The organism is Streptomyces sp. NRRL F-6492 (assembly GCF_001280125.1).
Lineage (GTDB): Bacteria > Actinomycetota > Actinomycetes > Streptomycetales > Streptomycetaceae > Streptomyces.
The window spans coordinates 18,815-31,415 of record NZ_LGEG01000265.1 but is presented as its reverse complement, the minus strand read 5'-3'; the positions used below and the strand labels follow the sequence as shown (position 1 = coordinate 31,415).

Genomic DNA, 12,601 nt, shown 5'->3' with positions numbered 1-12,601 from the left:
GGCCGGGACGACCGGGGTGGCCAGGGGCGTGGGGTGGTCCGAGCCGGTCGGGACCACCGGCGCCGGGGCGGCCGGGAGCGCGGAGTCAGCGGCCGGGGGCGTCGACCGGGGCACCCGCTCCGGCTCGGGGGCGCGCGGCCGGGGGGCGGTCGCCGCGGGGGCGGCCTCCGGAGCGGCGGCCGCCAGGATCGCGGCGGCCGCGTCGGCGGGGCGCTCCAGGCCCTGGTCGCCGAGGAGATCGGCGAGCCCGCCCTCGTACCCCTGGCCCATCGCGCGGACCTTCCAGGCGCCTTGGCGGCGGTACAGCTCCAGGGCGACGACGGCGGACTCCCTGTCGAGCCCGGTGATGGTGTAGTTGGCGATCTCGGCGCCGTCGGGCCCGGCGACGGCGACGAAGGGGGCGGCGACGGCTCCGAAGCGGGCGGCTCCGCCGTGCCCGGTGAGCGCCAGGAGGACCGAGATCCGGTGGACGGTTTCCGGCATCGCCCCCAGGTCGACGGAGAGGCGGTGGTCGGCGGCCGCCGCCCCGGGGACGTCGACGCCGGGGAGCGAGGGCGCGCCGGGATGGGCGATCCACTCCGCGCCGGGGACCCTGCCGTCCTCGTCGCCGAGGGTGGCTCCGGCGAGGACCGGATGACCGGCCGACACCCGGATCTCCAGTCGGGTGTCGGGCAGGGGGTGGTTCTGCCCCCGGACCAGCTCGGCCGTCATCGACTCTGTCCCCTCGGTGCTTCCCCGGTGCGGATTCGCGCGTCCCGGTGCGGTTCAAACGGGTCGTTCGTGGACCGTCCGGATCAGGGCGCCGAACGGATCATGCGGGACAGCTCCCGGCGGCGGCTGCCTCCGGGAGCTGTGGGTGCGTGGTGCGCGGACCGTCTACAGGTGCGGCAGGATCGCCGGCATCAGGTCCTGGAAGGTGCGGCCGTTGGCCGGGTTGCCCAGGGCGGTCATCTGCCAGCCGGAGCCGGCCCGGTGCACCTTCGCCATGATCTGCGCGGTGTAGCGGCCGCCGCCGTCGAGGGTGTAGCGCGCCAGCTCCTGCCCGTTCGTCTCGTCGACGAGCCGGCAGAAGGCGTTCTGCACCTCCTGGAACGTCTGGCCGGTGAAGGAGTTCACCGTGAAGACGATCTGGTCGATGTGGACCGGGATCCGCTCCAGGTCGACGAGGATCGCCTCGTCGTCGCCGCCCTGGCCGGCGCCGCCCACCAGGTTGTCGCCGGTGTGCTTGACCGAGCCGTCGTCGCTGACCAGGTGCCGGAAGAAGACCACGTCGACCGGCTGCTTGTCGGCGAAGAGGACCGCCGAGGCGTCCAGGTCGATCTCGCGGGTGCGCGAGCCGAACAGACCGCGGCGCGGCGCCGCCTGCCAGCCGAGCCCCATGCGCACCTGGGTGAGGCTGCCCCCGCCCTTCTTCTCCAGGCTGATGGCCTGACCCTTGGTCATGTTCACGGTCACGCGCTTGCCCCTCTCGTTGCGTTCCCCGCGCCCGCTGTCCGGTGCGTGCGGTTGTCCAGCACCCTACGCAGGGTCACCGACACCGCGGAGGGGCGGTCCGGTTTTGTGTCGGTCTTGCAACACACCGGACCGCCTCCGGTCAGGCGAGGCCCGCCTCCTTCATCTGGCGCAACTCCTTCTTCAGCTCTCCCACCTCGTCGCGGAGCCGGGCGGCCACCTCAAACTGGAGCTCGGCGGCGGCGGCGCGCATCCGGTCCGTCATCTCCTCGATGATCGCGGCCAGTTCGCTGGCGGGCCGGTCGCCGAGCTCCACGGTGGAGCCCGCCCTGCCCTTGCCCTTGACGCCGTGCGCGGCGAGCGCGGGGACGGGGGCCTTGGCGCCCTTGCCCTCCTTGCCCTGGCGGTAGCCGGTGCCGAGCAGCTCCTCGGTGTCGATCTCCTCGCGCGCGATGGTCGCCACGATGTCGTTGATCTTCTTGCGGAGCGGCTGCGGGTCGATGCCGTGCTCCGTGTTGTACGCGATCTGCTTCTCGCGGCGCCGGTTGGTCTCGTCGATGGCCTGCTCCATCGCCGGGGTGATCCGGTCCGCGTACATGTGGACCTGGCCCGACACGTTCCGCGCGGCGCGGCCGATCGTCTGGATCAGGGAGGTGCCGGAGCGCAGGAAGCCCTGCTTGTCGGCGTCGAGGATGGCGACCAGGGACACCTCGGGGAGGTCGAGGCCCTCCCGGAGGAGGTTGATGCCGACGAGGACGTCGTACTCACCGGCGCGCAGCTCGCGCAGCAGCTCGATGCGGCGCAGGGTGTCGACGTCGCTGTGCAGGTAGCGCACCTGGATGCCGAGCTCCAGGAAGTAGTCGGTGAGGTCCTCGGCCATCTTCTTGGTGAGGGTGGTGACGAGGACCCGCTCGTCCCGCTCGGTGCGCAGCCGGATCTCGTGGACCAGGTCGTCGATCTGGCCCTCGGTGGGCTTGACGACGACCTCGGGGTCGATGAGGCCGGTGGGGCGGATGATCTGCTCGACGAAGCCGTCGCCGCGCGAGAGCTCGTACGTCCCGGGGGTCGCGGAGAGGTAGACGGTCTGGCCGATCCGCCCCTGGAACTCCTCCCACTTCAGCGGACGGTTGTCGAGGGCCGAGGGGAGCCGGAAGCCGTGGTCGACCAGGGTCCGCTTGCGGGAGGCGTCGCCCTCGTACATGGCGCCGATCTGCGGCACGGTGACGTGCGACTCGTCGATGACGAGGAGGAAGTCCTCGGGGAAGTAGTCGAGGAGGGTGTTGGGCGCGGAGCCGGGCTCGCGTCCGTCGAAGTGCATCGAGTAGTTCTCGATGCCGGAGCAGGAGCCGATCTGGCGCATCATCTCGATGTCGTACGTGGTCCGCATGCGCAGCCGCTGGGACTCCAGGTGCTTGCCCTGCTTGTCCAGCTCGGCGAGGCGGCCCTCCAGCTCGCGCTCGATGTCGTTGACGGCCCGCTCCATGCGCTCGGGTCCCGCGACGTAGTGGCTGGCGGGGAAGACGTACAGCTGCTCGTCCTCGCTGATGACCTCGCCGGTGAGCGGGTGGAGGGTGGAGAGGGCCTCGATCTCGTCGCCGAACATCTCGATGCGGACGGCGAGCTCCTCGTACACCGGGAAGATCTCGATGGTGTCGCCGCGGACCCGGAAGGTGCCGCGGGTGAACGCCAGGTCGTTCCGGGTGTACTGGATGTCGACGAAGCGGCGGAGCAGCTGGTCGCGGTCGATCTCCTCGCCGACCTTGAGCGGGACCATCCGGTCCACGTACTCCTGGGGGGTGCCGAGGCCGTAGATGCAGGAGACGGAGGCGACGACGATCACGTCCCGGCGGGTGAGCAGGGAGTTCGTCGCGGAGTGGCGGAGCCGCTCCACCTCCTCGTTGATGGAGGAGTCCTTCTCGATGTAGGTGTCCGACTGCGGGACGTACGCCTCGGGCTGGTAGTAGTCGTAGTACGAGACGAAGTACTCGACGGCGTTGTTCGGCAGGAGCTCACGGAACTCGTTCGCCAGCTGGGCGGCCAGCGTCTTGTTCGGCGCCATCACCAGGGTGGGGCGCTGGAGCTTCTCGATCATCCACGCGGTGGTCGCCGACTTGCCGGTGCCGGTGGCGCCGAGGAGCACGACGTCCTTCTCGCCCGCGCGGATCCGCCGCTCGAGGTCGGCGATGGCCGCCGGCTGGTCACCGCTGGGCTGGTAGGAGCTGACGACCTCGAAGGGCGCCACCGTACGTTCGATCTTGGAAACGGGCCGCATGCAACCACCGTACGGCCCGGCACCGACACTCGGGCGGCGATCGGGTCACCGCCCGGCCGCCGGGCGCCCCCTCACCAGTCCTGGGAGCGGTGCACGCCGTGGACGGCGGCGGCCCCGCGGGTGGCGCGGCGGGCCGGGCGGGCGGACCGGGCGGCGGGCTCGCCGTAGTGGGTCGGCACGTGGCGCGGGGCGGGCACGCCGGGGCGGTGCACGACCCGGGCCGGGGCCTGCCGCCACTCGGGGTCGCCCATCACGAGCAGCGGGTCGAACATGACGACGACGGCGGCGAGGATGAGGAAGACCGCCGGGCCGATCAGCATCGGCAGGAGGAGCGAGGTGGCGGGGGCGGTGGCGGCCTCGGGGACGCCGGCGCCGTTCAGGTGGACGCTGACGGCGGCCATGGCGGTGTAGTGCATACCACTGACGGCGACGCCCATCACCAGGCTCGCACCGAGACTGGCCAGAAATCCATGTACGGAAACAGCCGCCCAGAGGGCCGTGGTGGCGGCCACGACGGCGATGACCACGGAGAGGGCGACGGTCGCCGTGTCGTACTCGATGCGGCCGTGGAGGCGCATGCCGGCCATGCCGAGGTAGTGCATGGTGGCGATGCCGAGGCCGGTGATGGTGCCGCCGGTGACCAGGGTGAGGGCGGTCGCCCCCCGGTATCCGACGATGAGGATGCCGACGCCGACCATGAGGACGGCGACGCCCAGGCTGGCGAAGGTGATGGGCAGGTCGTAGCCGACCGGCGCCTGCTGGACCGAGAAGCCCATCATGGCGATGAAGTGCATGGTCCAGATGCCGGTGCCGATCGAGGTGGCGCCCAGGACGAGCCAGCCCGCCTTGAAGGTGTCGCGGTGGCGGAGGGATCTGGTGGTGCACCTCAGACCGAGGGCCCCGCCGAGGCAGGCCATGAGAAAGGAGGCCACCGGCGTGACGAGCCCGTAGCTGAATCCGTCGACCGTGCCCTGCATGAGCTGTGCCTCCACCCCTGGTGCGACGTCGGCCGAAAACAGTCGGTCCCGTCGGCTTCTACTCCCCCGGGGCGAGATTATGGCGCGCGGAAGTCGCGGCGACCATGTGACCGGGGAATTTCCCTTCGCGAGTCCGGAGCGAGACCGGGCCGTGATCTTGGAGCCGGTTCCGGAAGCCTTTCTCGCAGCCGTGTTCGAGCGCGGGGCCGGGTTGTCGGCGGGGGGTCGTAGCGTGGTCGGCATGGACATCGAAGCGGTGCCGGAGACGGGTGCGGCGGCGGGACCGGCGGACGGGGAGCGGACCGTCCCGCCGGAGTGGGCGGTCGTGGAGAGCGCCGTCGGGCCGCTCTTCCTCGCCGCGACCGGACGGGGACTCGTACGGGTCGAGTTCCACGCGGACGCGGCGCGGCGGGAGCGGCTGCCCGGCCTGCTGGCGGCCCGGCTCGGCGCGGAGCCGGTGGAGTGCGCCTCGGGGCTGCTCGCGGAGCCGATACGCCGGCTCGACCGGTACTTCGCGGGCGACCCGGACGAGCTCGACCTGCCCCTGGACTGGAGCCTGACGAGCGGGTTCAACCGGCAGGTGCTGCGCGAGCTGGCGACCGGCGTGCCGTACGGGACGGTCGTCGGGTACGGGGAGCTGGCGAGGCGCGTGGGGCAGCCGGGGGCCGCGCAGGCGGTGGGCGCGGCGATGGGTTCCAACCCGCTGCCGGTGGTGGTGCCGTGCCACCGGGTGGTGGAGAGCGACGGCGGGCTCGGCGGCTTCGGGGGCGGCCTGGAGACGAAGCGGCAGTTGCTGGCCCTGGAGGGGGTGTTGCCGGCGCCGCTGTTCTGAGGGGCGCGGCGGGGCGTTTCCGGCAGGGGGTGGAGGCGTTTCCGGCGGAGGGTGGAGGCGTTCCCGTTCAGCGGGCGAAGGCGTTCCCGGCGGAGGGTGGGGGCGCTTGCGGGGGAGGGTGGGGGCGTTTCCGGCAGGGGGTGAAGGCGTTCCCATCAGGTGGGACGGCTGGCACACTCTCGTAAGTGACCCAGACCCCCGGCGCCCCTGACGCCACCTTGCCCGGCCACATACCCGGCCCCGGCCCCGCCCCCGTCACCGCCGCCGAACTGCCGGCGCTGCGGCGGCGCGTCCGGGCCGTACTGATCGCCACCCAGATCCTCGGCGGCCTCGGCATCGCCATCGGGGTCGCGCTCGCCGCCGTCCTGGCCACGGAGGTCGGCGGCACCGAGGCACTGGCCGGTCTGGCGTCGACGGCGACGGTGGCCGGTCCCGCCCTGCTCGCCATGCCGCTGGCCGCCCTGATGGCCTCGCGGGGGCGCCGGGCGGGGCTCGTCCTCGCCTACCTGCTCGGGGCGGCGGGCGCCGGTGTGGTGGTGCTCGGGGCGGTCGCCGGGAGCTTCCCGCTGCTGCTCGTCGGGCTCGTCGGCTTCGGCGCCGGTTCCTCGGCCAACCTGGCGGCCCGCTTCGCCGCCGCCGATCTGGCCGAGCCGGACCACCGGGCCCGGGCCATCTCCACGGTGGTGTGGGCGACCACGATCGGGGCGGTGCTCGGGCCGAACGTCGCGGCGCCCGCCGGGAAGAGCGTCGCGGGCCTGGGCATACCGGCCACGGCGGGCCCCTTCGTCTGGGCCGCCGGCGTCTTCGTGGTCTCCGCGGCCGTGGTGGCCCTGCTGCTGCGCCCCGACCCGCTGCTCACCGCCCGCGCGCTGACCGACGCGGACCCGGGCGGGAGGGCGGCGGTCGAGGGCCGTTCCCTGCGGGCCGGGATGCGGGCGGTGCGGGAGTCCCCGCGGGCCCGCCTCGCCCTGGTCACCGTCGCGGGCTCGCACACCGCCATGGTGTCGATCATGTCGATGACCCCGGTGGCACTCACCCACCACGGCGCGGACATCCAGCTGATCGGACTCGTCATCAGCGGGCACATCGCGGGCATGTACGCCTTCTCCCCGCTGATGGGCTGGCTCTCCGACCGGCTGGGGCGCCTCTCGGTGATCGGGCTCGCGGTCGGGCTCATCGGCGCGGCGGCGCTCGTCGCGGGCACGGCGGGGGCGAGCCACGGCCGGATCGCCCTGGGGCTCTTCGTCCTCGGCCTGGGCTGGTCGGCGGGGCTCGTGTCCGGTTCGGCGCTGCTCACGGACTCGGTGCCGCAGGCCGCCCGGGCAGCCGTCCAGGGGCTCTCCGACTTCATCATGAACACCGCCGCCGGGGTCGGCGGTCTCGCGGCGGGCCTGATCGTCGCGCGGGCGGGCTACGGGCCGCTGAACGCGATCGCCGCCTGTCTGCTCCTTCCGATGGCGGCGCTCGCCCTGCGGAGCGTCCTCCGGAAGGCCTGAGCCGGACCTTGCGGAGGGCACCCCGTCAGCGCGGCGCCGCCGGGGAGGAGGCTCCGGCGGCCAGTCGGCGCGGGGCGCCCGTGCCGTCGGCCGGGACGGACCAGACCGCTCCTTCCCGGCCGTACGCGAGGGTCCGCGCGTCCGTCCACAGTGCCTGGTCGTCGATGCCGCGCCGCTCGGCGACGGGGTGCTCGCGGCCGGTGCGCAGGTCGTACACGTACAGCCGCCACGGGTCGCGCGGGCCGTCGGAGACCCGCTTCTTGAAGGCGAGCCGGGTGCCGTCCGGGGAGAGCGAGGGGCATTCGACGTTCTCCCGCAGGGCGCGGGCCGACCACTTCCCCATGTCCCCCTCGACGAGGTGGGTGCGGCCGTTCGTGGAGACGGTGGCGTAGAAGCGGTCGACGCCGTCGAAGGCCTTCTCGGGGCCGAGGGTGCCGTCCTCGACGGAGGAGGCGGTGGCGGGCCGGCCCTGGGAGATCACCGCGTCGGCGGCTCCGGCCCGGTCCGGGAGGGCGAGGAGGAGTCCGCCGACGAGCAGGAGCACGGCGGTGAGGACGAGGGGGAGGCGGGGGGTGGTGGTGCGGCGTGGTGGGACGGAGGCGTGCGGGCGCATACCTGGGCTCCCTGACCTGAGGGGGTGGCGAGAGCTGGACACGGGTGCGTGGACACCACGGTCTCGCCGCGTGGGCCGGCCGCCGTGCCGGGTGTGCGCACGGCGGTCGGCCGGGTGGCGCATGCGGGCGCCGCGCGGCGGGGTGGTGCTCGGCGGCCGGGTCAGAGCTCTCGCTGAGCGCGTCACGCCCTCGGAGAGGGACGCCGCGCCGAGCCGCCGACCGGGATGCTAGCGGACAGGAAGGTTTCCTACCAGACTCCCGGAGGCGGCTCTTGAGCGGGCCTCGGCAGGCTTCGGAAGACCCCGGGAGACTCTCGGAAGGCCCCAGGAGACCCCGGGTCGGACCCCGAGAGCCCCTGGGAGACCCCGGGAGGCCTCAGAGGCTGATGTGGTACGCCTTGCGCAGGGTCTCGTGGACGGTCCAGGTGGTCCGGTCGCCCTCGCGCAGCACACAGGCGTCGCCGGGGCCGATCTCCAGGGTGTCCCCGCCCTCGACGGCGACGGTCGCCCGCCCGGAGACCACCACGAACAGCTCGTCGGCCTCGGTGTCGGTGACGACCCCGGGCGTGATCTGCCAGATGCCGCGCACCTGCTTGCCGTCGGCGGACTCCCACAGCACCTTGCCCGTCACCTCGGGCGTGCCGGAGACGATCTGGGTGGGGTCGAGGGGCTCCGCTTCGAGCTCCGCGTCGGGGATGTGGACGGCGAAGGAGGGCAGGTCGTGTGTCGTCATGGGCGGTGACTGTAGCGGGGATCCGGGGGCCGCCCGAGGCCGGGACCGTACGAACGGCACGGCTCCGACCAGCGGCGATGGCCGGGTCCGGCGGTGACGACGGAATCCGCACCACCGTTCCGGGGCGGCGCCGCAAGGGTGCCGCGACCGCTCGGGGCGGTCGCCGGGGGCGGTCCGTGACGGATTCCGCGGAGGCCGATTCCGCGGAAGCGCGGGGAGGGCGCGGAAGGAATTGGCAGGAGGTCGCCAACGAGGTTTGCGGGGCCCGTGGGTGCGCCAGGAATGGGACATGTCCACACACGTGTCCGAAGAGGTACGGGAAGCGCTCCACGAGGGCCGTCCCGTCGTCGCGCTGGAATCGACGCTCGTCGCCCACGGCCTGCCGCGCCCGCGCAACCTCGCGGTGGCCCGTGAGCTGGAGGAGCTGGTACGGGCCGGGGGCGCCGCCCCCGCCACGATCGCCGTGGTGGACGGCACGGCCAGGGTGGGACTGGACGAGGCGGCGCTGATACGGATCGCCGAGGACCCGACGGTGCGGAAGCTGGGCCACCGCGACCTGGCCCCGGCCCTGGCGACGGGCGCGACCGGCGCGACGACGGTGTCGGCGACGGCCTGGCTGGCGGACGCGGCGGGCGTCCGGGTGTTCGCGACGGGCGGCCTCGGCGGGGTGCACCGCGCGTGGAGCGAGACCCAGGACGAGTCCGCCGACCTGCGGCTGCTCGCCCGGGTCGCCACCACCGTCGTCTGCGCCGGGGTCAAGTCGATCCTCGACGTGCCCGCGACGCTCCAACGCCTGGAGACGCTGGGGGTGACGGTCGTCGGGTACGGCACGGAGCACTTCCCCGGCTTCTACCTCTCCTCCTCGGGCGAGCCCGTCGACTGGACCCTGCGGACGCCGGAGGAGGTGGCGGGGGTGATGCGCGCGCAGGACCGGCTCGAAGGCCCCCGGTCGGCGCTCGTCGTGGCCAACCCGGTGCCGGAGGCGGAGCAGTTGGACCCCGCGCTGCACGACCGGGTGCTCGCGGACGGCCTGGCGGCGGCGAAGGAGAAGGGCATCGCGGGCCAGGCGGTGACGCCGTTCCTCCTCGCATACCTGACGGTCCACACGGAAGGGGCGTCCCTGGAGGCCAACCTGGCGGCGATACGGGGGAACGTGCGGCTCGCGGCGGAGATCGCGGGGGCGTACGGGAGGTCCGGGGCGTACGGGGCGTACGAGGTGGGGGCGGGAGACCCGGAGGCGCTCGGTACGGGAACGCGGGGCACGGAGGCGCGCGGCGCGGGCGGCCGGTGAGCCGCGCCCGGCACGCGCTGCTCGTCGTCGGGGACGTGGTCACGGACGTCGTCGCCCGGCACCGGACCCCGCTCGCGCCGGCCACGGACACGGCGGCGGAGATCCGGACCCTGCCGGGCGGCGCCGGGGCCAACGCGGCCTGCTGGGCGGCGCGTTCGGGCGGCGGGGAGGTGCGGCTGCTCGGCCGGGTGGGGACGGACGCGGCCGACTGGCACGAGCGGGCGCTGCGGGCGGCGGGCGTGCGGCCCCTGCTCGTCCGGGATCCGGGGGCGGCGACGGCCACCGTCATCGCGCTCGTGGACGCCTCGGCGGAGCGCACCTTCCTGACCGACAGCGGTGCCGCGCTGCGCCTCTCCCCCGCCGACTGGTCCCCGGAGCTGCTCGACGGCGTGGCCCGGCTGCACCTCTCGGGGTACCTGTTCTTCGCCGGTCCGAGCCGGGGGACGGCCCGGCGGGCGCTGCGGGACGCGGGGGAGGCCGGGGTTCCGGTGAGCGTGGACCCGGCTTCGGCGGGGTTCCTGGCGGAGCTGGGCGCCGACCGGTTCCTCGCGGCCGCGGAGGGCGCCGAGGTGCTGCTGCCCAACGCCGACGAGGCCCGGGCGCTCACCGGGTACGCCGAACCGGAGCGTTCGGCGGCGGAGTTGAGCCGGCGCTTCCCGCTGGCCGTGGTCACCCTGGGGGCGGCGGGCGCGCTGGTCGCCGAGGGCGGCGCGGTCACCGCCCGGGTGGCGGCTCCTCCGGCGCGGCCGGTGGACTCGACGGGCGCGGGCGACGCGTTCACCGGGGCGTTCCTGGCGGCCCTGCTCGCGGGAGCGGATCCGGCGAAGGCGGCGGAGGCGGGGTGCAGGGCGGGCGCGGAGGCGGTCACCGTGGTGGGCGGCAGGCCGCCGGCGGACGGCTTGTGAGAACCATCGGCGCCGGCGGCCCCTGAGGGCCGACGGGGCCGGGGCCCGACACGCCCCGGCCGGGGCCCGGCACGCCCCGTGCCTACTCCCCGAGCCCGAGTCCCGTCCAGGCGGGATGGCGCGGGTCGTCGGCGCGCACGACGACGTCGGCCGCCTCTTCCGGGTCGACCTCCGTCTCGTACCGGGCGAAGGCGGGCAGCGTCCAGGCCTCCTCCGTGCGCCGGGCGAGGGCGGCGGGCGAGAGCCGCAGGTGCACGGCGAGGTCGAAGGGGAACCAGTGGCCGAGCAGGAAGGGACCGTGCAGGACGAGGACGCCGCCGGGCGGCAGCGTGACGTACGGACTGCGGGTCGCCCGGTCCCTGACCGGGTCCCACAGATCGGGCAGCACGCGCCCGGTGCCGCCGGGCTCCAGCGGGCCGAAGACCTCCCGCCACAGCGCCCCGGTGTCGGTCCACCCGCCGTAGTACGCGTCGGGGTCCTGCTTGCCGTACTCGTACCGGAGGGACGCGGGCCGCAGGAAGCCGCCCGTGCCCGCCAGGTGGACGGGGCGCCCGCGCGCCCGCAGGGCCTCGGCCAGCGCGGCGGCGAGTTCTCCGCCGGACGCGGCGGGCGGCCCGTCGATGCCGACCTTGAGCCACGCGCCACCGTCGCCGGGGACGGACGCGTCGACGTGCCCGGCGAGCGCCTCCGCCAGCCGGTCCCAGGTGATCGCCTCGTACCGCATCCCCTCACTCTGCCCGTACGCCCGGCGGACCGTCGTCACCGGGTCCGCGCAGCGGCACGGCGAGCCGGTCCGCGAGGGCCCGCGCGGTGGCGAGGGGCTCCGTCCAGTCGGCCTGCTGCCAGTGCGCCAGCGGGTGCGGACGGGCGGACGGGCCGGGGAGGACGGCGCCGAGCAGCAGGATCCAGCCCCACGTGTCGCCGTCCCACTCCAGTTCCAGGGCGACGGGCGGTTCGGGCAGCCCGACGGCCTCCCCGGCGAGGGCGTCCACGTCCTGGCGCGGCAGCGGTACGAGCCGGTCGGCGAGGATCTCCGTGCGCGCGGCGACGAGTTCGGCGCAGTCGTACAGGCCGGGCCGGGGCGAGACGCCGGACTCCCGCATCTCCTTGACCGCCCGCATCTTCAGCCGCCGGACGACGAGCGCGTCCACGCGCTCGCGTGTCTCCTCGGGCAGGGCCGTCCACAGTTCGTGCGGTGTCATGGCTTGACCTTGTCACTGGCGTCACCGTTCGACCATCGAATTCATGCACACCACCACACCCACCAGGGTCGTCGCCGTCACCGGCGCGGGCACCGGCATCGGCCGGGCCACCGCGCGCCTTCGCCGGGCAGGGGGCGACCGTCGTCGCCGTCGGCCGCAGGGCGGAGCCGCTGCGGGAGACCGCCGGGGGCCGTCCCGGCATCCACCCGTTCACCGCCGACGTGACGGCGGAGGGCGCCGCCGAGGAGATCGTCCGGGCCGCCCTGGCCGCCCACGGCCGCCTCGACGTCCTCGTCAACAACGCCGGGATCTCCACCGGCGGCCCGCTCGGCACCCTCGACCGCGCCGTGATCGCCCCGCTCCTGGAGACGAACCTCGTCGCCACGGTGCTGCTCACCCGGGCCGCCGTCTCCGTGCTCCGGGAGTCCCGGGGCGTGGTGATGAACATGTCGACGACCATCGGCCGGCGCGGCTGGCCCGCCAACTCCCTCTGTCCGGCGACCAAGAGCGCCCTGGAGACCCTGACCCGCTGCTGGGCGGTGGAGCTCGCGCCGGCCGGGGTCCGGGTGGTGGCGGTCGCCCCCGGACCGATCGACACCTCGATCGGCCTGCACACGGGCCTGTCCCCGGAGGAGTCGGAGGAGGTGCGGGCCTGGCAGCTCGCGCACGTCCCGCTGGGACGGCTCGGCAGGCCCGAGGAGGTGGCGTGGGCGATCACCTCCCTCGCCGCGCCCGACGCCGCCTTCCTGACCGGCACGGTCCTGCCCGTCGACGGGGGCGCCCTGGTCGCCTGACCAACGACCCGCCGGGCCGTGGTACGACTGTGCG

11 protein-coding genes and 2 pseudogenes are annotated in these 12,601 nt (G+C 74.5%); 5 read left to right on the top strand and 8 right to left on the bottom strand.

The annotated features are described in order from the left end of the window. The 4 genes from ADL08_RS31120 to ADL08_RS31105 all read right to left on the bottom strand — a co-directional run. Window positions 1-711, bottom strand: a 711-nt coding sequence (locus ADL08_RS31120; protein WP_199837125.1) for a TerD family protein, incomplete at its 3' end; no start/stop codon positions are given. A 165-nt stretch (window positions 712-876) separates the two neighbouring features. Then, on the bottom strand, window positions 877-1,455 hold the full coding sequence (locus ADL08_RS31115) for a TerD family protein (RefSeq protein ID WP_030205232.1): 579 nt from the start codon (window positions 1,453-1,455) through the stop codon (window positions 877-879). A 139-nt stretch (window positions 1,456-1,594) separates the two neighbouring features. Beyond that, window positions 1,595-3,724: an excinuclease ABC subunit UvrB gene (gene uvrB, locus ADL08_RS31110; protein WP_053648900.1), complete on the bottom strand. Its 2,130-nt coding sequence runs from the start codon at window positions 3,722-3,724 to the stop codon at window positions 1,595-1,597. A gap of 71 nt (window positions 3,725-3,795) precedes the next feature. Further along, a complete protein-coding gene (locus tag ADL08_RS31105) occupies window positions 3,796-4,701 on the bottom strand; it encodes an MHYT domain-containing protein (RefSeq protein ID WP_078968046.1) in 906 nt (301 codons plus the stop codon). A gap of 241 nt (window positions 4,702-4,942) precedes the next feature. On the opposite strand from ADL08_RS31105, the gene ADL08_RS31100 reads away from it, so the two are divergent. Both ADL08_RS31100 and ADL08_RS31095 read left to right on the top strand, forming a co-directional pair. Next, window positions 4,943-5,533 (top strand): methylated-DNA--[protein]-cysteine S-methyltransferase, encoded by a 591-nt coding sequence (locus ADL08_RS31100; RefSeq protein WP_053648906.1) that lies wholly within the window; start codon window positions 4,943-4,945, stop codon window positions 5,531-5,533. A 185-nt stretch (window positions 5,534-5,718) separates the two neighbouring features. Further along, window positions 5,719-7,029 carry an MFS transporter gene (locus tag ADL08_RS31095; RefSeq protein WP_078970594.1) on the top strand — a complete coding sequence of 437 codons (1,311 nt, stop codon included), beginning with the start codon at window positions 5,719-5,721 and terminating at the stop codon, window positions 7,027-7,029. A gap of 25 nt (window positions 7,030-7,054) precedes the next feature. On the opposite strand, the pseudogene ADL08_RS31090 reads toward ADL08_RS31095, so the two are convergent. Together ADL08_RS31090 and ADL08_RS31085 are read right to left on the bottom strand one after the other, a co-directional pair. Continuing rightward, window positions 7,055-7,429 (bottom strand): annotated as a pseudogene (locus ADL08_RS31090) (TolB family protein); the annotation flags it as partial. 589 nt (window positions 7,430-8,018) lie between these two features. Beyond that, window positions 8,019-8,375, bottom strand: a complete 357-nt coding sequence (locus tag ADL08_RS31085; protein WP_053648898.1) for a cupin domain-containing protein — start codon at window positions 8,373-8,375, stop codon at window positions 8,019-8,021. A gap of 289 nt (window positions 8,376-8,664) precedes the next feature. Between ADL08_RS31085 and ADL08_RS31080 the strand changes: the two genes are divergently transcribed. Both ADL08_RS31080 and ADL08_RS31075 read left to right on the top strand, forming a co-directional pair. Beyond that, window positions 8,665-9,666: a pseudouridine-5'-phosphate glycosidase gene (locus tag ADL08_RS31080; protein ID WP_078968382.1), complete on the top strand. Its 1,002-nt coding sequence runs from the start codon at window positions 8,665-8,667 to the stop codon at window positions 9,664-9,666. Then, window positions 9,663-10,571 carry a carbohydrate kinase family protein gene (locus ADL08_RS31075; RefSeq protein ID WP_053648896.1) on the top strand — a complete coding sequence of 303 codons (909 nt, stop codon included), beginning with the start codon at window positions 9,663-9,665 and terminating at the stop codon, window positions 10,569-10,571. Before ADL08_RS31080 ends, ADL08_RS31075 begins: the two co-directional genes overlap by 4 nt. An 82-nt stretch (window positions 10,572-10,653) precedes the next feature. Here ADL08_RS31075 and ADL08_RS31070 read toward each other — a convergent pair whose 3' ends face one another. Both ADL08_RS31070 and ADL08_RS31065 read right to left on the bottom strand, forming a co-directional pair. Then, window positions 10,654-11,295, bottom strand: coding sequence for a uridine kinase (locus ADL08_RS31070; RefSeq protein WP_053648894.1), 642 nt, complete (start codon window positions 11,293-11,295; stop codon window positions 10,654-10,656). Window positions 11,296-11,299: 4 nt separating this feature from the next. Then, window positions 11,300-11,773 carry a hypothetical protein gene (locus ADL08_RS31065; protein WP_053648892.1) on the bottom strand — a complete coding sequence of 158 codons (474 nt, stop codon included), beginning with the start codon at window positions 11,771-11,773 and terminating at the stop codon, window positions 11,300-11,302. A 43-nt stretch (window positions 11,774-11,816) separates the two neighbouring features. Between ADL08_RS31065 and ADL08_RS31060 the strand changes: the two are divergent. After that, window positions 11,817-12,567 (top strand): annotated as a pseudogene (locus ADL08_RS31060) (SDR family NAD(P)-dependent oxidoreductase). Window positions 12,568-12,601 lie beyond the last annotated feature (34 nt).